Origin of the sequence: Glycomyces tenuis DSM 44171 (genome assembly GCF_000427885.1) — a bacterium.
Taxonomy (GTDB): domain Bacteria; phylum Actinomycetota; class Actinomycetes; order Mycobacteriales; family Micromonosporaceae; genus Glycomyces; species Glycomyces tenuis.
Genome location: NZ_ATYW01000015.1, coordinates 116,597 through 138,464, shown reverse-complemented (window position 1 = coordinate 138,464; position 21,868 = coordinate 116,597). Strand labels below are relative to the sequence as shown.

Below are 21,868 nucleotides of genomic sequence, written 5' to 3'. Positions count from 1 at the left end.
AATGGCGAACGAAAGCAGAGGCATCGCCGGGGACACCGTCCTCGAGGTGCGCGACCTGAACGTCACCTTCCCCACCGACGACGGACCGGTCCACGCCGTCCGGGGCGTCTCCTACGACCTCAGGCGCGGTCAGAGCCTCGGCATCGTCGGCGAGTCCGGCTCGGGCAAGTCCGTGACCTCCATGGCGATCATGGGCCTGCTGCCCAAGACCGCCGAGATCACCGGCTCGGCCAAGTTCGAGGGCGAGGAGCTGCTCGGGCTCGGCGACGCCGAGCTCTCGGAGGTGCGCGGCAAGCGGATCTCCATGATCTTCCAGGACCCGCTCACCAGCCTCAACCCGGTCTACACCGTCGGCTTCCAGCTGGCCGAGGCCATCCGGGTGCACTACCCGGACGTCAAGAAGGCCGAGGCGAGGCGGCGGTCGATCGAGCTGCTCGACATCGTCGGCATCCCGAACCCGGCGCAGCGCGTCGACGCCTACCCGCACGAGCTGTCCGGCGGCATGCGGCAGCGCGTGGTCATCGCGATCGCGATGGCGAACAACCCGGACGTGATCATCGCCGACGAGCCCACCACGGCCCTGGACGTCACCGTCCAGGCCCAGGTCCTCGAGGCGCTCGAGAAGGCCCGCGACGAGGTCAACGCCGCGCTCATCCTGATCACCCACGACCTGGGCGTCATCGCCGGGCACACCGACGAGGTCCTCGTCATGTACGCGGGGCGCCCGGTCGAGCAGGGCACGGTCGACGAGATCTTCTACGAGCCGCGCATGCCCTACACGCTGGGCCTGATCGGCTCGCTGCCGCGCATGGACGAGGAGCGGGGCCACCGCCTCACCCCCGTCCACGGCACGCCGCCGTCGATGCTGCACCTGCCCTCGGGCTGCCCGTTCCGTCCCAGGTGCCCCATGCACCAGGACGTCTGCGCCGAAGTCGAGCCGGAGCTGCTGCCGGCCGGCGACAGCGGCCACGTGGCCGCCTGCCATTTCGCCTCGGATCTGGAGGGCAAGCGGCCCGACGACGTGTTCGCGCCCGTGGCCACCGACCTCGAGGTCGAGGAGGCCGTCGAGGCGGTCGAGGCCGAAGAGGCGCAGGAGACCAATCCTCAGGAGGACGAGTGAACGCCATGCTCGACACGCCGCAGTCCGCCGCCTCGCCGGTCATCGCCGGCAAGAACCTGGTCAAGGAGTTCCCCGTGCGCTCCAAGGGGATCGTGCGGCGCAAGATCGGCGCGATCCACGCCGTCTCCGGGGTGAGCCTGGAGATCGGCGCGAACGAGACGCTCGCGCTGGTCGGCGAGTCCGGCTGCGGGAAGTCCACCACCGCGCGGCTGCTGATGAACCTCATCGAGCCGACCTCCGGCGAGGTCCTCTACGAGGGCAGGGACCTCACGAAGCTCTCGCGCTCCCAGATGCGGCCGATCCGGCGCGACATCCAGCTGGTCTTCCAGGACCCGATGGCGTCGCTGGACCCGCGCATGACCGTGTTCGAGATCATCGCCGAGCCGCTGCGCGTGCACGGCCTGTTCAAGAACGGCGGCAGGCAGAAGGTGCGGTCCCTCATCGAGATCGTCGGGCTCAACCCCGAGCACCGCAACCGCTACCCGCACGAGTTCTCCGGAGGCCAGCGCCAGCGGATCGGCATCGCCCGGGCCCTGGCGCTCGAGCCGAAGGTGCTCATGCTCGACGAGCCCGTCAGCGCCCTGGACGTGTCGATCCAGGCCGGCGTCATCAACCTCCTGGAGGACCTCCAGGACGAGCTGGGCCTGTCGTACCTGTTCGTGTCGCACGACCTGTCGGTGGTGCGGCACATCGCCGACAAGGTCGCGGTGATGTACCTCGGCAAGATCGTCGAGGAGGGCACGACCGACGAGCTGTTCTCCGGCCCGGCGCACCCGTACACGCAGGCGCTGATGTCGGCGATCCCGCTGCCGGACCCGCGCAAGGAGCGGGCCAGGGAGCGGATCGTGCTCTACGGTGACGTGCCGAGCCCGTCGAACCCGCCTTCGGGCTGCCGCTTCCGCACCAGGTGCCAGTTGTTCCAGACCCTGTCGGAGGAGGAGCAGGCCAAGTGCATCGAGATCGAGCCGCTGCTGCGGTCCGATCACGCCGGCCGCACCCGCGCGGCCTGCCACTACGCCGAGCCCAAGCAGCTCGTCTGAGACACCGGAACCGGGGCCGTCCCGCCGTCGGGCGGGGCGGCCCCGGCCGCTGCTCACGGCGCTTCGGCGGGCCTTCGGGTCACACTGGGCGGCGCGACGGCTGGTACGCGGCCTTCCCCGTGCGCCGCGCCTCCAAGGCCAATCCGAGGCGCTCCCGATGAGCCGCCGGGAACAGGGACGCCGCCTCGTCCGGCGGGAAGAATCCGAACCGCTCGAGTTCCTCGGCTTGCAGCCGAATCAGGTCGGGGTCGTCGATGACGCCGCCGTCGAACAGGTAGATCGTCATGGGCGCGGCGACGAACGCCTCATGCTGGACCCAGTCGAGCACCAGCAGCTCACCGGTCGGCGAGTCCAGTCCGATCTCCTCCTTGGTCTCGCGAGCACATGCCTCATGGGGCGATTCGCCTTTGTCGACCATGCCGCCGACGAACTGCCAGTGGTCGCGGTGGTGCGCCTTGACCAGCAGTACTCGGCCTTCGACGTCGGTGAAGAGGGCGCACGCCACGGCGTACGAGGTCGAGAAGCCGTCGAGCACTTCCCGCGGGGGCGGTCCGGTGTGAGCCATGGGCGAAACCCTAACGGCCGAGGGCGCGGCCGCCCTGGGGCCGCGACCGAGTCGTGCCGTCGAGCAGCGCCGTGACGGTGTGCCGGAGCCTGTCGGGGAGCTCGTCCGCCGCTCCTTCGGTCAGCACCAGATGGTGGAGCACGCCCACGAGCGCCAAGGCCAGGGCCTCCGGCTCGGCCGACTCGGCGAGCCTGCCGAGGCGCCGTTCGGCCCGCAGGTAGTCGGCGGCGGCCCGCTCGATCGCCTCGAGTCCCGCCGTGCGGTCCCCGAGCACCGTGTGGACGCGCCCGACGAGGTCGGGCCGCAGCACCAGCAGCCGCGCCAGGGCCGTGAGCGTCGGCCGGGGGATCGCGAGCAGGGCCTCGCACAGGTTCGCCGCCACCTCGCCGTTCCCGGCCCGCTCGGGCAGCGCGGCCGCGGCCGCGGCGACGACGAAGGCCCGGTCGACCGCGTAGGCGGTCAGGAAGTCGTCGAGGTCGGCGAAGTGGGCGTGGAGCAGCCCGGCCGCCACACCGGCCTCGACGGTGACGGCGCGGCCGCTGAGCCTGGCCGGGCCCTCGCGCAGGACCACCCGCTCGGCGGAGGCGAAGAGTTGCTGCCTGAGCTGGGGGATCGCGATACCTCGTGGCACGCGCCCCAGTCTATCGGCCGAAGCCCGCGGGTGGGCGCGCCGAGTTTGAGCAATCGTTCATACTAGGAATGAACACATGCTCATACTGAGAAGGGAACCGAGCGACGATGACACGGAACGACAGCGGAGAACGCCGAGCGATCGTGGTCGGCGCCGGCATCGCCGGCCTGGCCGCCGCGATGCGGCTGCACCGGGCCGGATGGCAGGTGCTCATCGCCGAGCGCGCCCCCGCCCGCCGCAGCAGCGGCTACATGCTGAACCTGGTCGGCGGCGGCTACGACGCCGCCGAACGCCTCGGCATCCTCCCCGCCCTCGCCGAGCGGGACCTGGGCCTGTTCACCTCGATCCTCGTCAAGGCCGACGGCACGCCGAAGCTGACCGTCCCCGCCGCGGTGGTCGCGGCCGCCGTCGGCCCCCGCGCGATCTCGGTGTTCCGAGGCGACCTGGAATCGGTGCTGTACGAGGCGGTCCGGGACACCGCCGAGTTCCGCTTCGGCACCACCGTGGAAGCGGTCGAGCAGGACGGCGACGGCGTCACGGTCGCGCTCAGCGACGGCACGACCGAGCGGGCCGAGCTGCTGCTCGGCGCGGACGGACTCCACTCCGGCGTCCGCCGGCTGCTGTTCGGGCCCGAGCCCGAGCACCGGGTCGACCTGCACCACATGGTCGGCGCCTTCCCGCTGCGCCGCACGCCGCGCGAGCCGGCCGAAGGCAGCGGCACCACCTTCATCGGGCCGCGCAGGACCGCGGCGGTCGTCAACCTGGGGCCGGACCGGTCCTCCGCGTTCTTCGCCTACCGCGCCGCCGACCCCGAATCCGAGCTGGAGCGCGGACCGGCGCGAGCGCTCGCCGAGGCCTTCGGCGACCTGGGCGGCGGCGTGCCCGAAGCGCTCGCCGGGCTCCGCGACGACCCCGGCGGCGCCTACTTCGACTCGGTGAGCCAGATCGTCATGGACGGCTGGAGCCGGGGCCGGGTCGCGCTGCTCGGCGACGCGGCCTGGTGCGTCACGCTGTTCGCCGGATACGGCGCGGCCCTGGCGCTCGCCGGGGCCGACCGGCTCGGCGCCGCCCTGGAACGGCACGGCGACGTCGCTGCGGCGCTGGCCGACTGGGAAGCGGAGCTGCGGCCCGAGGTCCGCAAGCGCCAGGCCCTGGCCCGCAGGGGCATCGCCCAGTTCGCGCCGCCCACCCGGGCCCACATCTGGATGAACGAACTGACGATGCGGGCCATACGGCTGCCCGGCCTCCGGCAGCTGGTGCAGCGCTCGGTCCGATCGGCGCGCTAGCGTCCGCATCACCCGCACTGCCGACACCATGAGCCCCAAGAGCATCAGGCGCCCCGTCGGATCGATGCCCCACCGTCCCACGGCGTCCACGTCCGACGGCGGCGCCGTTCACGTCGGCGTCCGGAATAGATACCTACTTGAAGTGTCGTACTCCCGACAAAACAGGTTCTCGCCCTTGATCGGTCCCATCGGACGGGTTCGAGGGAACCATCGCACCCGATTTCCCGCTAGCGTGTCAGGCATATGGGCCCGAGTGGTGGAATCTGGTAGACACAGTCAGCTTAAAACTGGCCGTCGCGCGGCTTGCGGGTTCGAGTCCCGTCTCGGGCACTACGGGGAGTGTGCAAGGCTGTCAAGAGGATCGGGGCGAACCCCACCGCGGTCCACGGCTCCGAAAAGGGCAAAAGCATTTATCGATGTCGATTGCTCTGCGCCGGGCGGCTCCCCGAACGGGTGAAGCCCACATTGCACGTACCCGCTCCACCTCCGATTACGCATCGCGACTGGGCGCCTGCTCAGCGGGATCTCCGGCGTCCGCCCCGCCCGATAGCGGACTCCGAGTCTGGTTCATCTCGATGTTGACTGAGATGGGTACGCGTGCTATCCAGGGAATGAGCGCTGATACCATCGTGTCGAACCAAACGGCGGGGAGCCGCTTCCCTTCTGCTGCAATGACTTTGCCACTTTAAGGTATCGCGAAGTCGATTGGCCTGTGTCGTGAGGATGGCGATGCCCGAAACACCTCGGTCCACAACCCATACGTATCAACAGGAAGGGCCGGCGCGGGACCAACCCGGCGATTCCCCGGGCTTCAAGTCCCGGCTGCTGCGCCTGGCCCTGCTCCCATTGGGCGCCACCGTCGTCCTCGGCGCCGGCGTCGCGGTCTTCCTCTCCCGCGCCGAGACCGCCTCCGACCCGGCCTGGATGCCCGCCGTCGTGGTCGGCACCGCCGCGGTCTTCCTGGCCATGGTCGCGTACCTGGCCGTCCACACCGCGGTCAAGATCGACGCCGACCTCGGCCGCCAGGTCGCCGCCGTCCGCCGATCGACCGTGGAGACCCATTACAAGATCTGGCAGGCCCTCGAAGACCTCCAGCGCACCGTGCCCCCCGACCAGCGCTGGTCGATCCCGATGCCCACCGAGGCGCACCAGGGCGCCACCACCGCCGAGTCGCTCCGCCTGCTCGCGGCCGAGGCCCAGCAGCTCCGCCAGGTCGCCGCCGCCATCGCCGCCCGCGGCGTCCCGCGGCCGAGCGGCGCGCCCGCCGCCGCGCACACCGGCGCGATCGACACCGCCGCCGTCCACCCCCGCGTCGGCATCTTCGTCAACCTCGCCCGCCGCCTCCAGTCGCTGGTGCACCGCGAGATCGAGCAGCTCGACGAGCTGGAGAACCAGGTCGAGGACCCGGACCTCCTCAAGGGCCTGTTCTCGGTCGACCACCTCGCCACGCGCATCCGCCGCCACGCCGAGAACCTCGCCGTCCTCGGCGGCGCCACCTCCCACCGGCAGTGGAGCCGACCGGTCAACGTCTACGAGGCGCTCCGCTCGGCCGTCGCCGAAGTGGAGCAGTACGCCCGCGTCAAGCTGGTGCGGCCCATCGAGGGCACCCTCAAGGGCCACGCCGTCGCCGACGTCATCCACCTCGTCGCCGAGCTGGTCGAGAACGCCACCACCTTCTCCGCGCCCCAGACGCAGGTCCTCATCCGCGTCCAGCGCGTCCGCGCCGGCCTCGCCGTCGAGGTCGAGGACCGCGGCCTGGGCATGGAGCAGCACGAGCGCGACCGCTACAACACGATGCTCACCTCGCCCGACGACGTCGACCTCGACGAGCTCCTCGCCGACGGCCGCATCGGCCTCTACGTCGTCTCCTCGCTGGCGCGGCGCCACAACCTGACCGTGCAGCTCCAGTCGAACATCTTCGGCGGCACGCAGGCGGTCACCGTCCTCGGCGAGGACCTCCTCGGCGAGACCGCCGAGCGACCCGCCGCCAAGGAGATCCCGGCCGCGCCCGTCCCGCAGCAGATGCCGGTGCGCGTGCCCTCCCCGCCGCCGGACACGCTCCCGGCGCTGCCGTCGGTGCAGCTGGCCGCGGTCTCGGCCGACACCGGCCGCCACTCCCGCCCGCAGCCGGTCGCCGGCACCGGCCACTTCCCGCAGCAGCCGCGCGTCACCAACGGCTACGCATCCCCCTCGGCCGGCTACGAGCCCGCTTCGGGCGGCTACGACACCGCCGAGATGCCGGCCCTCAACGGCTCCGGCCGCCCCCGAAGCGCCGAGAGCGACACCCGCCCGGCGCTGCCCAAGCGCAACAAGCAGACCCACCTCGCCCCGCAGCTGCGCGAAGCGCCGCAGCCGGTCGCTCGCGGGTCCGAGGCCGGCCACGACCCGGGCCTCATGAAGGCGTTCCAGCAAGGCCAGTACCGGGCCGACGCGGCGGACGAACCCCCGATCCCCAGTCCGGACAGTTCCCTTACTCCCTACCGAAACGAGGAGGCCTAATGGCAGGCGATGAGGCAGCGGCGCAAGCGACGGATCTCGGCTGGCTGCTGGCCGGTCTGATCAAGCGGGTGCCCCATACCCGCAGTGCCCTCCTGCTGTCCTCGGACGGCATCAAGAAGGCGTTCCACGGCCTCGGCACCGACCAGGCCGACCAGCTCTCCGCCATCGCCTCGGGCATGTTCTCCCTGGCGAGAAGCGCGGGCGCCCAGTTCGGCTCGAACGGCGGCGTCAGGCAGGTGGTGGCCGAGCTCGACGACACGCTGCTGTTCGTCTCCACCGCCGGCTCCGGCGCGGTCCTGGCGGTGACGGCCGGGCGCGAGGCCGACGCCGGCGTCCTGGGATACGAGATGTCGATCCTGGTCAAGAGCGTGCGTCCCTACCTGGAGACGCCCGTTCGCCGCCCCGCGGCCACCAGCGGTGAAATGGTGGGCTGATGTCCGACTACGAGGACCATCCGCTGCTCGACGACGACGCCGGTCCGCTGGTCCGCCCGTACACGGTCAGCAATGGACGCACCGCCCCGACCGCGAAGCTGGACCTGCTCTCGCTGGTCCGGTCGACCGGGCAGCTGAGGCCCTCGCAGTTGGAGGCGGAGCACGCCGAAGCGCTGTTGCTGTGCAGGGAGCCGATCTCGGTGGCCGAAGTGTCGGCCCACCTGCGGCTCCCCGCCATGGTCATCAAGGTGTTGCTGTCCGACCTCGTCGATTGCGGCGCCGTGACCGCCCACTCGCCCGACCCCGCCATCGATCCCACCGACCGAACCGTATTGGAGGCACTCCTCAATGGCCTACAACGGCGACTCTGACCGCTCGCCTGCACAACAACCGCAAGCCTTGCCCACCGCCATCAAACTCCTCGTCGCAGGGGGCTTCGGGGTCGGCAAGACCACGTTCGTCGGTGCCGTGAGCGAGATCGAGCCGCTCAGCACCGAGGAGACCATCACCACGGCCAGCATCGGCACCGACGACCTGACCGGCCTGGGGGAGAAGGTGACCACCACCGTCGCCCTCGACTTCGGACGCATCACGCTCGATGTGCGGCATATCCTGTACCTGTTCGGCACGCCCGGCCAGGACCGGTTCTGGTTCATGTGGAACGAGCTGTCCGACGGCGCGTTCGGCGCGGTGGTGCTGGCCGACACCCGTCGGCTGGAGGACTGCTTCCCGGCGCTCGATTTCTTCGAGCGGCGCGGCACGCCGTTCATCGTGGCGGTCAACGAGTTCGACGGGTCGTACCACTACGACTCGGAGGAAGTGCGGGCCGCGCTGGACCTCAAACCGAATATCCCGATCGTCTGCTGCGACGCGCGCGATCCTCGCTCCGCTACGTTGGTGCTGGTCACGTTGACCAAGCATCTGATGTCGGCCGCTGCCGCGACCGCCCCGTTAGGAGAGGTGCATGACCACTTCGGAACAAGACTTCAGACTCACCATCACGCCCGACGACCCCACCGCGCCCGAGCGGGTGCGGCGGCTGCGCGAGCTGGGGATCGGCGATCAGCCCGATCCCGAGTTCGACGACCTCGCCAAGGAGCTCACCGAGATCACCGGTGCGCCTTATGCGATGGTGAACTTCATCGACGAGGACCGCCAGTACTTCGCGGGACTGGCCGCGCCCGCGCCCGACGCCGCCTCACAGGCCCTCGCCGGTGCCGAGCCGCCGCCCGAGGTCGGCCGGGAGATGGACCGCGACCACGGCTACTGCCCGCACGTGGTGGTGCGCGGCAAGGCCCTCGTGCTCGGGGACGTGTGCGACTACCCGCGCTTCGCGGGCAACCCGGTGGTCGACAAGATCGGGATCCGCTCCTATCTGGGCGCGCCCCTGATCGACGACGACGGCAACACCCTGGGGACGGTGTGCGTGGTCGACACCGAGACCCACGAGTGGGGTCGCCCCGGTCTGGACGTCATCAAGTCCATGGCCGCCAAGGTCATGGACCGGATCCGTGAGCGGAACGCCAGCGGCGGGACGGGCGCGTAGACAGAGGAGGCAGCGTATGCCGCCTCCTCTGCGTTCATCGCCGTCGATTCGGGCATGGTCTGGCCGATCCCTCCAGACCTGCCCTAGCCGACGGCGACCGGATCTCCGCCCACGATCCGCTCGGACCACTGGCCCCGGGAGCGCCCCAGCGCCTCCTCGGCCAGCCGCAGCCGCTGGATGTCCGAGGTGCCCGCGGGCGCGAAGATGTGGAAGGCGTCCCTGAGGTACCGCTCGACGGGGCGCTCGGTCGAGAGCCCGGCGGCGGCGTGGATCTCCATGGCCTCCCTCGCCGAGTCGAGTGCGGACTCGACGTTGACGAGCTTGGCGTTCATCAGTTCCACGTCGCACGGCAGGCCCTGGTCGAGCAGGTGCACCGCGTGGTAGGCGGTGATCCTGGCCGTCATCAGCCGCGACTGGATCTGCCCGATCTTCTGCTTGATGTTGTCCAATTCGTGGAGGGGCTTGCCGTAGAGGGTCCGCTCCGAGGCGTAGGCGACGGTGGCGTCGAGGATCGCCTGGTGGATCCCGAGCGACACGGCCGTCAAGTTCGCACGTCCATAGAGGATTGAAGAGGAGTAGGCGACCGAGAGCCCGTCGCCCTCGGTGCCGAGCATGTTGGTGGCCGGCACGCGGCAGTTGTCGAACACCAGCTCGCCGAAGCTGAATCCGTGCAGGCCCATCGTCGGCTGCTGGGGGGCCAGCGCGAAGCCGGCCCGGTCGGATTCGACCAGGAACGCCGACAGGCCCTTCGAGCCCGGTCCGGTGCGGACCACGACGCCGTGGACGTCGCCGACGTGGCTGTTGCCGACGAAGACCTTGTGGCCGTTCAAGATGTAGTCGCCGCCGTCTCTGACGGCGGTGGCCTGCATGCCCAGGACGTGGCCGCCCGAGGCGCTCTCGGTGACCGCGATGGTCGGCAGGCACCGCCCGGAGGCGATGACGGGGAGCCAGGTCCGCTTCTGCATCTCGTTGCCGAAGTGGAGGATCTTGGCGACCCCGAGCTGCGAGGCCTGCACCATCGCTCCCATGGCGCCGGAGACGCGCGAGAGCTCCTCGATGATGATGGTCTTGGCCAAGTGCCCCATGCCCATCCCGCCGTACTCGCGGCCGATGGTGACCCCGAGCCAGCCTTGGCGTGCGATCATCCTCGACAATCGGTGGTGGACGGACTTCGTGGCTTCCATTTCGGGGATGCGGGGCCTGACTTCGCGTTCGGCGAAGTCCCGGACCTCTTTTCGCAGGACGTCGTGTTGGTCGTCGGTGAAGTAACCGGTCATAGGGTACCCCCTGCGGGCAGTCGGGGCTCGCCCGTCCACCGCTCGGTCAGCGGTCCCCACCAAGACACGACGAGCTGTTATCTGAAACTTTCTCGGAGTGACTGTAGCAACCGTTATCGGATGGGGCAAGGGTAAGCTTTGTGGACATATGGAAGTTACGGGGCGGTAACATTCTGTTGTGCCCCAAGGGAATTGAACACAATCGACTACTCCCACAATGCGGGAGTGGGGGGTGCGCGAATCAGCCGACCGTGGTAACGGAAAGCCTTCTCGCGGGTCGCGCGGAGCCGTTATGCGGGCTTCGCCCGTCCGTTATGTTGTATTGACGAAGACGCAAGCGTCCCATGATTGGATCATGACCGGAGCGAGGAGCCCCGCGCCGTCCCCACACTGAATTCGGGAGAGCCATGTTCACCATGAAACCCAGACGCCGCCTGACCGCGGCGCTCGCCGCGGCCGGACTGGCGGCCGCCACCCTCGCCGCCGGCGGCTGGTCGAGCGGCGGGGGCCACGGGCACGGCCGCGAGGTCGACCTCCAACTGCTCGCCATCAACGACTTCCACGGCAACATCGAAGCCGGCGAAGGGCTCACCCACCCCGACGAGAACGGCGTCGAAGTGCCCGCGGGCGGCGCCGAATACCTCGCCACCCACCTCGCCGAGGCCCGCGAGGGCGAGCGCTACAGCACCACCGTCGCCGCCGGCGACCTCATCGGCGCCAGCCCGTTCCTGTCGGCCGCCTTCGGCGACGAGCCGACGATCGAGTCGCTGGGCGCCATGGGCGTCGAGGTCTCCTCGGTCGGCAACCACGAGTTCGACAAGGGCATCGACGACCTCTACCGCCACATCGAAGGCGAGGACGACTACGCGGGCGCCGAATTCCCCTACCTGGGCGCCAACGTCGTCGACGAGGACACCGGCGAGCCGGTCCTCGAGCCGTACTGGATCAAGCAGTTCCGCGGCGGCGTCAAGGTCGGCTTCATCGGCATGACCCTCGAGGGCACCGGCGACATCGTCGCCGAGTCCGGCATCGAGGGGATCGAGTTCCTCGACGAGGTCGAGACCGCCGACAAGTACGCCGAGGAGCTGCGCGACAAGGGCGTCAACTCGATCGTGGTGCTCCTCCACGAAGGCGGCTACCCCGTCGAAGAGGACACCGGACACGAATGCGAGTCCCTCGACGGCTCCGGCGTCGGCATGTCCGGCCCCATCGTCGACATCGCCGAGCAGATGAGCTCCGAGATCGACATCGTCGTCACCGGCCACACCCACCAGGAGTACGTCTGCTCGGTGCCCGACCCGGCCGGGCAGCCCCGCATGGTCACCTCCGCGTCCTCCTACGGCCGCGTGTTCACCGAGATCGAGGCCACCTACGACAGGCGCACCAAGGACATCGTCCGCTCCTCGGTGACCGGCTCCAACACCGTCGTCGAACGCGACGTCGAGCCCGACGCCGCCCAGTCCGAGCTCATCGCCGGCTACCAGGACGACGTCGAGGAGGTCGCCAACCGCGTCGTCGGCCACATCAGCGAGGACATCACCCGCGGCGACACCCGCGCCGAGGAGTTCGCCCTCGGCAGCCTCATCGCCGACGCCCAGCTCGACCGCACCGCCGACCCCGGCCTCGGCGGCGCCGAGATCGCGTTCATGAACCCCGGCGGCGTCAGAGCCGACCTGCTCCACGGCGAGGACGGCGTCGTGACCTACGCGGAGCTGTTCAGCGTCCAGCCGTTCAACAACTACCTGGTCACCATGGACCTCACCGGGGCGCAGATCCTGACGATGCTCCAGCAGCAGCTCCCGGGCGAGGACCGGGAGACGACCCTGTTCCTCCAGGTCTCCGAGGGCTTCACCTATACCTGGGACACCTCCCTGGAGGGCACCGACCAGATCGTGGCCGACTCGCTCATGCTGAACGGCGAGCCGATCGCCGCCGAGCAGACCTACCGCGTGACGGTCAACTCCTTCCTGGCCGACGGCGGCGACTCCTTCCACGTCCTGGCCGAAGGCCAGAACCGCCTGTTCGGCGAGGTCGACCTCGTCGCCCTCGAAGCGTGGTTCGCCGAGCACTCCTCGGCGGAAGGGCCGGTCGCGGCCCCCGAACCCGGCAGAGTGAACGTCATCTAGCGACACCGCGGAGCGGCGGAGGGAACGGCATCCCCCGCCGCTCCTACGCGTTCGGGCAGCGACCGGATAGTGTTGGTAAGGCCCTGACATATACGGAGGACCGCAGACATGCCTCAGAGCAGAAACTCATCCCTCAGAAACATGATGAAGACCCAGTACAACGAGCAGCAGCACATGGGCGCGGCGTACGGGCATTACGGGCAGATGACCCAGGCGCCGCAGGTGCAGACCATGCGGATCGACGATGTCATCGTCCGCACCGTCGCCCTGATCGGCGCGACCTTCGTCGCCGCCATCGTCACCTGGAGCATGGTCGCCGGCGGCATCGAGAGCGGCGACGAGAGCGCCGTCTCGATGGCGTTCACCCTCGGCGGCATCGGCGCCGTCGTCGGCATCGGCGTCATCCTGTTCTCGATGTTCAGGCCCGTGATGAACCCCATCGTGTGCTTCGTCTACGCGATCGGACAGGGCCTCCTCCTCGGCGGCGTCAGCGCCGTCTTCGAGAACATGTACCCGGGCATCGTCGTCAACGCGCTGCTCGCGACGGTCCTGGTGTTCGGCGGCATGCTGGCGCTGTACAAGTTCCGCATCCTCAAGAACTCCCCGATGTTCACCAAGGTCATCGTCGGCGCCGGCTTCGGCATCCTCGCGCTGACCCTCGTGAACTTCGTCGGCAGCATGTTCGGCGCCGACCTCGGCCTGTTCGCCGCCCCCGGCGAGTCGGTCTCGGCGCTCCAGTGGATCATCGCCATCGCCATCACCCTGTGGGCGGCGTTCTCGTTCATCCTCGACTTCGACATGATCGAGCAGTCGGCCGCCGCCGGCGCCCCCAAGAAGTACGCCTGGGCCGGGGCCTTCGGCCTCACCGCCGGGCTGATCTTCCTGTACTGGAACCTGCTGCGGCTGCTGAGCTACTTCCAGGAGTAGTCCTGAGCACCGAACCGAGCCTGGAGCGGGCGATCGGGCGCGTCGTCGAAGGCACGCGCCACTGGTCGCCCGCTCGCTGGTCCTCAGGCGGCCGGGCCGAGTCGATGCACGCGCTCGTCCAGGCGCTGGCCGACGTGTGCGCCGAGGCCGAAGGCGAGCCCAGGCGCCCCGTCCCGCGCCTGGCCAGCGACCTCCACCTGCCCGAGCAGCTCCAGGTCGTCGGCCTCGACCTCCTCGACGTGGCCGAGCGCCTCACCGCCGAGCAGCGCGAAGCGGCCGACGCGGCCATCGCGCGAGCCCGCGAACGGCTCTTCTGAACTCGATCCGCCGCCGCACAGGCGGCTTTGCGAAACTGGTGAGATGTCCACACCCCCGACGCCGATGGCCTTCCGCCAGCGGGCCGCCGCATACGTGCTTCGATCATCGCCGGGACGACCGGTCGAGGTCCTGGTGCTGGTGCACCGGGACCATCCGGAGGCCGGAGTCCAGGTCCCCGGCGGCGGGGCGCACCCGAACGAGACCCCGGCCGAGGCGGCGGTCCGGGAGACCGTCGAGGAGACGGGAGTGCGAGGCGCGGTCTTCGCGGAGGTGCTCGGCAACACGCTCCTGCGGACCCCCGGCAGCTTCGAGGGCGTGCAGGTGACGACCTACAGCTGGTTGTCGACGGAAGACCCGCGGGACGCCTGGGACCATACGATCGTCAGCGACGACGGGGACCACGGCATTCGGATGCGCTGCGAGTTCCGGCCCGCGGCGTCGGCCGCGATCGACTGGGGCCACGACCGCTTCCTTCCGCAGGCGGTGGCACGCCATGCCGCGGCGAGGGGACGGCAAGGACTCGACCTGCTCGGATGAGCGGGAGCACCTGCGGACGGCTCCGGCTCTGCGCGGACCCGTCTCCGTGGACGACCGCCGTTCCCGGCAGGGCACCGCGCCGCCCGCGAGCCGCCTTCGCTGCGCTGTCCTCATCGCGACCGCTCTCAGTGAACCGACGAGCCCTCGCTCCAGTCGGCCATCAGCAGGCCCGCGTCGTCGAGGGCCTCGACGAGGTTGTCGACCTCCCAGCGCAGCACGCTCCTGCGGGTCCTGGTCTCCGTGATCCCCTCGGCCAGTTCGGCGTCCAGGCGCTGCGCCGCCGCGGCGAGATCGACCGGGCCCGGCGAGGACGCCCCCCTCGCCAGCGCCGCGAGCCGCCGATAGGCCGCGTCCACCGCGGCCGCGAAATCCTCCACGCCCGGCAGCGGCTTCGCCTCGTCCCTGCCGACGCTCGCGTTCACCGCCACCAGCGCCCGCGCCGCCTTCGACAAGGCCTCCTCGGCGCCGAGCACGTCCGCCGACAGCGGCCCGCGCGCGGTCACCGGCTCGGCCTTGGCCTGGTCGGCGGCCGTGGTCAAAGCCGCCCGCTTCAGACGCACCTCGTCGATCACCGCGTGCATGAGCTTCGAGTCGTAGTCGCCCGGATGGGCCTGCCGGTCCAGCGCCAGCCGCGCATAGTCGCTGTAGGCGTCCACCAGCTCGGCGAGCAGATCGCCCAGGCGGCGGGTCTGCCAGGTCGGCGCGAGCATGTAGAAGCCGATCGCCAGCGACGCCCCGATCGCCGTCGAGACGCCCCGGTCGAGCGCCGCCCGCAGCGGATCGTCCCCCGACAGGTCGATCTGGAACACCGTGAACGCCGCCACCGCCGCGGCGAACACCAGCATCGACACCGGCCGCGTCCAATAGGCCAGCAGCGCGCACGCGAGCACCACGAGGCTCAGCCCCAGCGGCTCCTCAGGGATCGCCAATCCCAGCAGCGAAGCGGCGACGACACCGCCGAACGTGCCAAGCGCTCGCGTCACCCCGCGCGTCAGCGTCCCCGCGAAGTCCGCCTGGAGGACGATCCACGCCGTCAGCGGGATCCAGTAACCGTGCTCGCTCGGCCAGGCGAAGCCGAGCGCCGTCGCCAAAGCGATGACGCCCGCGCGGCGCAAGGAGTGCTGCACCGTCGGATCGGTCCAGTGCAGCCGGCCGCGCAGCTGCTCGGCCTCCTCCCGCGCCTGCCCGGTCGCGTACGCCAGCGCCGGGTCGGCGATGACGTCGTCCGAGCCGGTCGCGATGCGGCTGGCGTAGCCCTCGGTGTCGTGCAGGGTCCGCAACAGGCCGCTGATCTCGGTCGGGATCGTCCCGGTCGAGGTCGCCACCGGATTGCGGGCGAGCCCGTCGAGGAGCTCGTCCCAGTCCAGCGCGGCGGGGCGGCGGGCGGTGATCTCGTCCGCGAAATGGCGCAGCAGCCGCGCCCCCAGCAGCAGCGCCTCGGAGTGGAAGGCGACCGTGTCCGCCTCGCGGGCGTCGGCGCGGGCCCGCGCCGAGGCGACGCGCCCGATCGCCGCCGACAGGGCGTAGATCTGCATCCGCGCGTCCCTGACCGCGGCGGGCAGGGCCCGCCGCCGGTCCAGTTCGCGGGCGGCCTCGGCGAGCGCCTCGGTCCGGAACGGCGCGTTCGGCTCGGCGGCGAGCGTGTCGGCGTCTTCGGCGAGGGCCCGCCACGCCTCGGCGAGGATTCCCCGGTCGTGCGCCCACCGGTAGCGCGGCGGCAGCAGCGAGCCGAGCGCCTGCACCGCCGCGCCCGCGCCCACCGCGGCCGCCGCCGCCCCCGGCGCGGTGTGCTCGGTCAAGTGCCCGGCGAGGAAGAACGCGATGCCCGAGACGGTCAAGGTCACGCCCGCGGCCTGGGAGATCGAGCTGAGGAACGTCAGCACCAGGGCGTAGACCGCCGCCGCGGCGACCAGGAGCACCGGGTGCCCGAGCGCACCGAGAAGGAGGCCTCCGGCGCTGGACAGGCCGATCAGGAGCGGGACGCCCGGCTCGGTCCGCGTGCCCGGCGTGAGCAGCCCCACGCCGCCGAGCCAGGCGCCGATGACGGCGGCCTCGCTCCAGCCGGGCAGGCCGAGGAGCTGCACCGCGACCATGGCGACGGCGAGCCCGGCGGCGGCGCGCGTCGCGAGCACCGGCGCCGCCTCGCCCGCGGTCCACGACCGCAGGTCCCCGCCCACGCGCCGCAGCGACTCGGCGACCCCCGGATTAACCACACCGCCAGGCTATCCGCCCCGCCGCGCCTCGTGGTGTGACGGCTGCGACCGGTTACGCTTGACCGCATGCAACAACCGGTGCTGGTGGTCGACTTCGGGGCCCAATACGCGCAGCTCATCGCCCGCAGGGTCCGTGAGGCCCAGGTCTACTCGGAGATCGTGCCCTCCGACATGCCCGCGAGCGAGATGCTCGCGAAGAACCCGGCCGCCGTCATCCTCTCCGGCGGCCCGTCCAGCGTCTACGCCGACGGCGCCCCGCACCTCGACGAGGCCCTCTACACCTCCGGGGTGCCGATCCTCGGGATCTGCTACGGCTTCCAGGCGATGGCGCGCGCCCTCGGCGGCACCGTCGCCAAGACCGGCCTGTCCGAGTACGGCGGCACCGAGCTCGACGTCCGCGCCGAGTCCAAGCTCCTCGCGGGCCTGCCCGAGCGGCAGTCGGTGTGGATGAGCCACGGCGACTCGGTCACCGAGGCGCCCGAGGGCTTCACCGTCGTCGCCGCCACCGCCGGGGCCCCGGTCGCCGCCTTCGAGCACCTCGAAGCGCGCCTGGCGGGCGTCCAGTACCACCCCGAGGTGGCCCACACCCCCCACGGCCAGGCCGTCATCCGCCACTTCCTGCACGACATCGCCGGCATCGCGCCGTCGTGGACGAACGCGGCGATCATCGACGAGCAGGTCGCCTCGATCCGCGCCCAGGTCGGCGACAAGCGGGTGCTGTGCGCCCTGTCGGGCGGCGTCGACTCATCGGTGGCCGCCGCGCTCGTGCACCGCGCCGTCGGCGACCAGCTCACCTGCGTGTTCGTCGACCACGGGCTGCTGCGGGCCGGCGAGGCCGAGCAGGTCGAGAAGGACTACGCGCAGCTCACCGGCATCGACGTGCGGGCCGTGGACGCCTCCGAGCAGTTCCTGACCGCGCTCAAGGGCGTCTCGGACCCGGAGGAGAAGCGCAAGATCATCGGCCGGGAGTTCATCCGGACCTTCGAGGCCGCCGCGAGGGACATCGCCGCCGAGAAGGACATCGAGTTCCTCGTCCAGGGCACGCTCTACCCGGACGTCGTCGAGTCCGGCGGCGGCACCGGCACGGCCAACATCAAGAGCCACCACAACGTCGGCGGGCTCCCCGAGGACCTCCAGTTCGACCTGGTCGAGCCGCTGCGGACCCTGTTCAAGGACGAGGTCCGCGCCATCGGCATCGAGCTGGGCCTGCCCGAGGCGATGGTGTGGCGCCACCCGTTCCCCGGCCCGGGGCTCGGCATCCGCATCGTCGGCGAGGTCACCCGCGAGCGCCTCGAGCTGCTCCGCTCGGCCGACGCGATCGCCCGCGCCGAGCTCACCGCCGCCGGGCTCGACCGCTCGGTGTGGCAGTTCCCGGTGGTGCTGCTCGCCGACGTCCGCTCCGTCGGCGTCCAAGGCGACGGCCGCACCTACGGCCACCCGGTCGTGCTGCGCCCGGTGACCTCGGAGGACGCCATGACCGCCGACTGGTCGCGGCTGCCCTACGAGCTGCTCGCGAAGATCTCCACGCGCATCACCAACGAGGTGCCCGAGATCAACCGGGTCGTCCTCGACGTCACGAGCAAGCCGCCAGGCACGATCGAGTGGGAGTAGCGCCCGGCCCCGCCGCGCTCCGACGAATAGATAGACATCCCATGATCAGGTCGTACAGTTGAGGGATGCAATTCCGGATAGCTGCGTACGGGGAGGTACGTGACGAGAACGGTCGGCTCCTTCTGACCCGGCGAAGCCGCGCTGGACGCGAGGCGGCCCCCTGGCATCTGCCGGGCGGCGTCATCGACCACGGCGAGCCCCCCGCGAGCGCCGCCCAGCGCCTGGTGGCCGAGCACACCGGCCTCGAGGTCGCCGTCGCCCAGCCGCTCGAAGCGGTCGCCGTCGCCAGGCGCGGCACCCACACCAACGCGATCATCTACCGGGCCGTCGCCCGGGGCGGCCTCGGCGCCGCCGACGGCGAGGCCGTCGAATGGGTCGACCCCGCCAAGGCCGCCCAGGAGGCCCATTCGCCGTTCGTCTCGGCGTGCCTCGGGCTGGCCGACGACCGGCTCGCGGGCCGCGTCGACAAGACCCCCACCGAGCTGCGGCCCACGCCGCCCGCGAAGGCCAAGAAGGGCCGCCGCAGGAGGGGCCAGCGCTTCGGCGCCTACGGCGTCGTCGCCGACGCGGCCGGGCGGATCCTCTTGGCGCGCATCGCCGACGGCTACCCGGGGGCGGGCACATGGCACCTGCCCGGCGGCGGCGTCGACTTCGGCGAGTCGCCCCGGGCGGCGGTCTTCCGCGAGATCTACGAGGAGACCGGGCAGGACGCCGGCGTCGGGGCCCTGCTGAACGTCACCTCGTTCCGGCACCGCCGCGCCATCGGCCCCGAAGGCTATCCGCTCGACTGGCACGGGGTGCGGGCCATCTACTCGGCGACGGTCGCCGACCCCTCGGCCGCGCAGGTCGTCGAGGCCGCCGGCGGCTCGACCTCGGACTCGCGCTGGTTCGAGGCGGGCGCGCTCGCCGACCTGCCGCTGTCCGCGGCCGTCGAGGACGCCCTCCAGGTCGTGGACCTGGCCAAGCTCGCGGCCGCGCCGCGTCGCGCCGCTTAACGCCACCGGGCGATGACGGTCTCGCCGGCGCGGATCGGCTCGCCGGGAGCGCAGACCGCGTCGGCGGCGCCGGCCGGCAGGTAGACGTCGGTGCGCGAGCCGAAGCGGATGAGCCCGTACCGCTCGCCCTTCGCCAGGGTCGCGCCGACCTTCGTGCGGTTGACGATCCGCCGCAGCACCGCGCCGGTGCGCTGCGCGACCACGACGCGGCCCCTCGGGGTCGCCAGGACCGTGTAGCAGGCGGCGTTGTGCTCGGCCTCGGGCGCCGAGACCTTCGCGTAGCCGCCCTTCTCGAGGAACACGTCGACGACCTCCCCGGCGACGGGGGAGCGGTTGATGTGGACGTCGAGGACCGACAGGTACGCCGAGATCCGCAGCCAGTCGGCGCCGGCGGTGCCGGTGGCGGCGCCGAACCGCTCGTCGACGACCGTCTCGACGCCCATGATCCTGCCGTCGGAGGCGGCCAGGACCGCCTCGGGCTCGTCGTCCTCGCCGCGCAGGTCCGCCTCGCGCTGCGGGTCGCGGAAGAACGCCGCGGCCGGGACGGCCGCCGCGGCCGGAAGCAGCCACGCCTTCGAGGAGGGGCGGATCCGCTTGGCCGCCCACGCGGCGCCGAGCAGCAGCCCGCCGACGATCATGCCGTTGGAGTCGACGTGCATGCCGGGGGTCAGCGGCACCGAGGAGGCCCGCCACGACGGGGCGAGGTCCTCGGCGGGCGCGATGCCCCGCGGCTCGGCCTCCGAGGCGGCGGAGCCGATGCGCAGCTTGTGGATCCGCAGCGGCGGGAGGGATCTGAGGATCAGGTCGGTGCCGATGCCGTACTCGGCGACCAGTTCGGCGATCTCCTCGCGGGCCGGTGCGGTGAGCGTCGCGGCGAAGGAGAGGACCCCGCCGGGGGCGACCTTGGCGCGCAGCGTCTCGATGTCGGCGATGAACGCCTCGGCCTCGACGGTGACGGGTGCGGCGAGCATCACCTGCTCGGCCGCTTCGGCTTCGGACAGGTCGGCGACGACGGTGACGTTCCCGGCGGTCCAGGAGCCTTCGGCGTCGAGCGCCGCGCGCAGGTCCGAGGTGGAGGACCGGTCGGCGACGACGGTGAGCCGGTCGGACGGCATGAGCGCCTCGAGTGCCGCCGTCAGCACCGGGTTCCCCCAGGCGGCGTCGACGACGAGGCCGCTCTTGGGGCCGCGCCGGCGGCTGAATTCGTCGGTGATGCCGCGAGCCGCGGCTTTCGAGATCGGCATATCCCAGACTATAGAGCGCTCCGGCCGCCGTCCTGGCGCTGCCGGGACCGCCGGGCGCCCTCCGCGAAGGCCGTGGCTCCAGTGGTGGAACGAATCCAATGCCCTGATTCGGCATCGTACTTTCGGCGGTTCCTAAGAATCATTCGTATGAGCGGCCGCGCCCGTCGCCGGACCGCCTCGTTTTCCCTTTCGTATCAAGTGGATCCCCGCCACTCCAGGAGGACGGAAGAACGATGAGACGACACCCGAGCCCCGCCCCACTCGTCGCGACGCTCGCCGCCGCGGCCCTCGCCGCGCTCGCCCCGGCGGGCCCGGCCGGCGCCCAAGAGGACGCCGAAGCCGAGCCGGTCAGCGGCGACATCGTCATCGACGAAGGCCTCGAGCTGCGCGGCACCCTCGACGGCGAGGAGTGGAACACCTGGGCGAACGTCCTGGGCCTCACGCCGCACGGCGGCGAGGAGACGCTCCAGGTCTACTGCGTCGACATCCGCACCGAGCTCGACCAGGACAGCCCCTACACCGAAGGGGACTGGGAGGAGTCGGGCGTGGCCAACCTCGAGAAGGTCCGCTGGGTCCTGTTCAACGGCCACCCGAACGTCACCGCCGAGGCGCTGCTGGAGGCCGCGGGCGCCGCGCCCGCCGCCGACTGGGACCCGGCCGAGACCGAGCGCGTCGCCTACGCGGGCACGCAGGCCGCCGTGTGGCACTTCACCGACGGCTTCAAGCTCGACGCCGACGACGCCGTCATCGGCGGCGAAGCGGCACAGAGCGAGGGCGTCGCCGCGATCTACGAGCACCTGACCGCGAACGCCGGGCGCGTCCCCGACCCCTCGGAGTTCTACATCGAGCTCGAAGGAACCGAACAGGCCTCCTATGAGGACGGCAGGTTCGGGCCCTACACGATCCGCTCGAACGCCGGTCCGGTCGAGCTGGGCGCCGACGGCGGAAGCCTGGTCGACGCCGACGGCGGCGAGGTGACCTCGCTCGACGACGGCGACGAGTTCTACATCGTGCTCGACGAGGGCTCCGAGGAGATCACCATCACCGGGCACGCCTCCCACGACCTGCCGGTGGGTCGGATCTTCATGGCCACCACCGACGAGTCGCTCTCGGGCGACGCGGTCAACCCGGTCAAGTCCGGCGACTCGCAGATGCTCATCCTCGCCGAGCCGAGAGCGGCCGACATCCCCGCCGAATGGGCCTTCGCCCTGCAACTGCCCGCCGACGAGCGCCCCGGCGAGAGCGCCACCGAAGCGGCCCGGCCGCAACTGCCGGAGACGGGAGCGAACCTCACCGTCGTCTTCGCCACCGGGCTCGCGATGCTCATCGGCGGACTCACCGTGATGGCCTTGGTGCGGCGGAAGGCCGCAGCCGAACAGACCAGGTGAACGCGGGGAGGCAAAAGCCCCGCCGCCGCCGGAACGCCCGAACCTGTCTTTCCAGATGCCTTCCAGCGCATGTCGTTCAGGTTCGAGGCCGGGTGCGTTCCGGCGGCTCGC

The 21,868-nt window shown here is 71.1% G+C and carries 17 protein-coding genes, 1 tRNA gene and 2 pseudogenes; 15 read left to right on the top strand and 5 right to left on the bottom strand.

The features are described from left to right. Window position 1: 1 nt before the first annotated feature. A pseudogene (locus YWW_RS38030) lies at window positions 2–2,160 on the top strand (ABC transporter ATP-binding protein). A 79-nt stretch (window positions 2,161–2,239) separates the two neighbouring features. On the opposite strand, the gene YWW_RS0116625 reads toward YWW_RS38030, so the two are convergent. Continuing rightward, a complete protein-coding gene (locus tag YWW_RS0116625) occupies window positions 2,240–2,725 on the bottom strand; it encodes an NUDIX domain-containing protein (protein ID WP_081687527.1) in 486 nt (161 codons plus the stop codon). A gap of 10 nt (window positions 2,726–2,735) precedes the next feature. Continuing rightward, window positions 2,736–3,356: a TetR/AcrR family transcriptional regulator gene (locus tag YWW_RS31080; RefSeq protein WP_051325927.1), complete on the bottom strand. Its 621-nt coding sequence runs from the start codon at window positions 3,354–3,356 to the stop codon at window positions 2,736–2,738. Window positions 3,357–3,463: 107 nt separating this feature from the next. Here YWW_RS31080 and YWW_RS0116615 point away from each other — a divergent pair, with 107 nt between their 5' ends. The 7 genes and pseudogenes from YWW_RS0116615 (at window position 3,464) to YWW_RS0116585 (ending at window position 9,121) form a co-directional block, all read left to right on the top strand. After that, on the top strand, window positions 3,464–4,642 hold the full coding sequence (locus YWW_RS0116615) for an FAD-dependent oxidoreductase (RefSeq protein ID WP_026930984.1): 1,179 nt from the start codon (window positions 3,464–3,466) through the stop codon (window positions 4,640–4,642). Window positions 4,643–4,889: 247 nt separating this feature from the next. After that, a tRNA-Leu gene (locus YWW_RS0116610) sits at window positions 4,890–4,972 on the top strand. A 399-nt stretch (window positions 4,973–5,371) separates the two neighbouring features. Further along, window positions 5,372–7,141: an ATP-binding protein gene (locus YWW_RS0116605; RefSeq protein ID WP_081687541.1), complete on the top strand. Its 1,770-nt coding sequence runs from the start codon at window positions 5,372–5,374 to the stop codon at window positions 7,139–7,141. Beyond that, window positions 7,141–7,575, top strand: a complete 435-nt coding sequence (locus YWW_RS0116600; protein WP_026930982.1) for a roadblock/LC7 domain-containing protein — start codon at window positions 7,141–7,143, stop codon at window positions 7,573–7,575. The genes YWW_RS0116605 and YWW_RS0116600 overlap by 1 nt, the downstream gene beginning before the upstream one ends. Then, a complete protein-coding gene (locus YWW_RS0116595) occupies window positions 7,575–7,946 on the top strand; it encodes a DUF742 domain-containing protein (protein WP_026930981.1) in 372 nt (123 codons plus the stop codon). The genes YWW_RS0116600 and YWW_RS0116595 overlap by 1 nt, the downstream gene beginning before the upstream one ends. After that, window positions 7,924–8,526: pseudogene (locus tag YWW_RS35180) on the top strand (GTP-binding protein); the annotation flags it as partial. The gene YWW_RS0116595 and the pseudogene YWW_RS35180, both read left to right, overlap by 23 nt. A 13-nt stretch (window positions 8,527–8,539) precedes the next feature. Next, window positions 8,540–9,121 (top strand): GAF domain-containing protein, encoded by a 582-nt coding sequence (locus YWW_RS0116585; RefSeq protein ID WP_026930979.1) that lies wholly within the window; start codon window positions 8,540–8,542, stop codon window positions 9,119–9,121. A gap of 83 nt (window positions 9,122–9,204) precedes the next feature. Here the strand turns inward: YWW_RS0116585 and YWW_RS0116580 are convergent, their stop codons facing one another. Then, window positions 9,205–10,398, bottom strand: coding sequence for an acyl-CoA dehydrogenase family protein (locus YWW_RS0116580; protein WP_026930978.1), 1,194 nt, complete (start codon window positions 10,396–10,398; stop codon window positions 9,205–9,207). A 407-nt stretch (window positions 10,399–10,805) separates the two neighbouring features. Between YWW_RS0116580 and YWW_RS0116575 the strand changes: the two genes are divergently transcribed. The 4 genes from YWW_RS0116575 (at window position 10,806) to YWW_RS31075 (ending at window position 14,306) form a co-directional block, all read left to right on the top strand. Then, window positions 10,806–12,524, top strand: coding sequence for a bifunctional metallophosphatase/5'-nucleotidase (locus YWW_RS0116575; protein ID WP_026930977.1), 1,719 nt, complete (start codon window positions 10,806–10,808; stop codon window positions 12,522–12,524). Window positions 12,525–12,665: 141 nt separating this feature from the next. Beyond that, window positions 12,666–13,451: a Bax inhibitor-1/YccA family protein gene (locus tag YWW_RS0116570; protein ID WP_051815667.1), complete on the top strand. Its 786-nt coding sequence runs from the start codon at window positions 12,666–12,668 to the stop codon at window positions 13,449–13,451. A gap of 104 nt (window positions 13,452–13,555) precedes the next feature. After that, the gene (locus YWW_RS0116565) at window positions 13,556–13,768 is read left to right on the top strand and encodes a hypothetical protein (RefSeq protein WP_081687525.1); all 213 of its coding nucleotides are present in this window, start codon (window positions 13,556–13,558) and stop codon (window positions 13,766–13,768) included. A gap of 43 nt (window positions 13,769–13,811) precedes the next feature. Next, the gene (locus tag YWW_RS31075) at window positions 13,812–14,306 is read left to right on the top strand and encodes an NUDIX domain-containing protein (RefSeq protein WP_081687524.1); all 495 of its coding nucleotides are present in this window, start codon (window positions 13,812–13,814) and stop codon (window positions 14,304–14,306) included. A gap of 125 nt (window positions 14,307–14,431) precedes the next feature. On the opposite strand, the gene YWW_RS0116555 is transcribed toward YWW_RS31075, so the two are convergent. Next, the gene (locus YWW_RS0116555; protein WP_155830213.1) at window positions 14,432–16,519 is read right to left on the bottom strand and encodes an FUSC family protein; all 2,088 of its coding nucleotides are present in this window, start codon (window positions 16,517–16,519) and stop codon (window positions 14,432–14,434) included. Between the two features lie 66 nt (window positions 16,520–16,585). Between YWW_RS0116555 and guaA the strand changes: the two genes are divergently transcribed. Together guaA and YWW_RS31070 are read left to right on the top strand one after the other, a co-directional pair. Further along, window positions 16,586–18,130, top strand: a complete 1,545-nt coding sequence (guaA, locus tag YWW_RS0116550) for a glutamine-hydrolyzing GMP synthase (RefSeq protein ID WP_035699007.1) — start codon at window positions 16,586–16,588, stop codon at window positions 18,128–18,130. Window positions 18,131–18,195: 65 nt separating this feature from the next. After that, window positions 18,196–19,125 carry an NUDIX hydrolase gene (locus tag YWW_RS31070; protein ID WP_051815671.1) on the top strand — a complete coding sequence of 310 codons (930 nt, stop codon included), beginning with the start codon at window positions 18,196–18,198 and terminating at the stop codon, window positions 19,123–19,125. Here YWW_RS31070 and YWW_RS0116540 read toward each other — a convergent pair. Beyond that, window positions 19,122–20,369, bottom strand: a complete 1,248-nt coding sequence (locus YWW_RS0116540) for a phosphatidylserine decarboxylase (RefSeq protein WP_051325922.1) — start codon at window positions 20,367–20,369, stop codon at window positions 19,122–19,124. The genes YWW_RS31070 and YWW_RS0116540 overlap by 4 nt on opposite strands. A gap of 233 nt (window positions 20,370–20,602) precedes the next feature. Here YWW_RS0116540 and YWW_RS0116535 point away from each other — a divergent pair, with 233 nt between their 5' ends. Further along, a complete protein-coding gene (locus YWW_RS0116535) occupies window positions 20,603–21,757 on the top strand; it encodes a Cys-Gln thioester bond-forming surface protein (protein ID WP_026930971.1) in 1,155 nt (384 codons plus the stop codon). Window positions 21,758–21,868 lie beyond the last annotated feature (111 nt).

Bases quoted from the DNA above. Each gene is read 5' to 3' on its own strand.
- YWW_RS0116625 (WP_081687527.1), bottom strand. From the start codon at position 2,725: ATGGCTCACACCGGACCGCCCCCGCGGGAAGTGCTCGACGGCTTCTCG.
- YWW_RS0116615 (WP_026930984.1), top strand. From the start codon at position 3,464: ATGACACGGAACGACAGCGGAGAACGCCGAGCGATCGTGGTCGGCGCC.
- YWW_RS0116605 (WP_081687541.1), top strand. From the start codon at position 5,372: ATGCCCGAAACACCTCGGTCCACAACCCATACGTATCAACAGGAAGGG.
- YWW_RS0116600 (WP_026930982.1), top strand. From the start codon at position 7,141: ATGGCAGGCGATGAGGCAGCGGCGCAAGCGACGGATCTCGGCTGGCTG.
- YWW_RS0116595 (WP_026930981.1), top strand. From the start codon at position 7,575: ATGTCCGACTACGAGGACCATCCGCTGCTCGACGACGACGCCGGTCCG.
- YWW_RS0116585 (WP_026930979.1), top strand. From the start codon at position 8,540: ATGACCACTTCGGAACAAGACTTCAGACTCACCATCACGCCCGACGAC.
- YWW_RS0116580 (WP_026930978.1), bottom strand. From the start codon at position 10,398: ATGACCGGTTACTTCACCGACGACCAACACGACGTCCTGCGAAAAGAG.
- YWW_RS0116575 (WP_026930977.1), top strand. From the start codon at position 10,806: ATGTTCACCATGAAACCCAGACGCCGCCTGACCGCGGCGCTCGCCGCG.
- YWW_RS0116570 (WP_051815667.1), top strand. From the start codon at position 12,666: ATGATGAAGACCCAGTACAACGAGCAGCAGCACATGGGCGCGGCGTAC.
- YWW_RS0116565 (WP_081687525.1), top strand. From the start codon at position 13,556: ATGCACGCGCTCGTCCAGGCGCTGGCCGACGTGTGCGCCGAGGCCGAA.
- YWW_RS31075 (WP_081687524.1), top strand. From the start codon at position 13,812: ATGTCCACACCCCCGACGCCGATGGCCTTCCGCCAGCGGGCCGCCGCA.
- guaA (WP_035699007.1), top strand. From the start codon at position 16,586: ATGCAACAACCGGTGCTGGTGGTCGACTTCGGGGCCCAATACGCGCAG.
- YWW_RS31070 (WP_051815671.1), top strand. From the start codon at position 18,196: ATGCAATTCCGGATAGCTGCGTACGGGGAGGTACGTGACGAGAACGGT.
- YWW_RS0116540 (WP_051325922.1), bottom strand. From the start codon at position 20,369: ATGCCGATCTCGAAAGCCGCGGCTCGCGGCATCACCGACGAATTCAGC.
- YWW_RS0116535 (WP_026930971.1), top strand. From the start codon at position 20,603: ATGAGACGACACCCGAGCCCCGCCCCACTCGTCGCGACGCTCGCCGCC.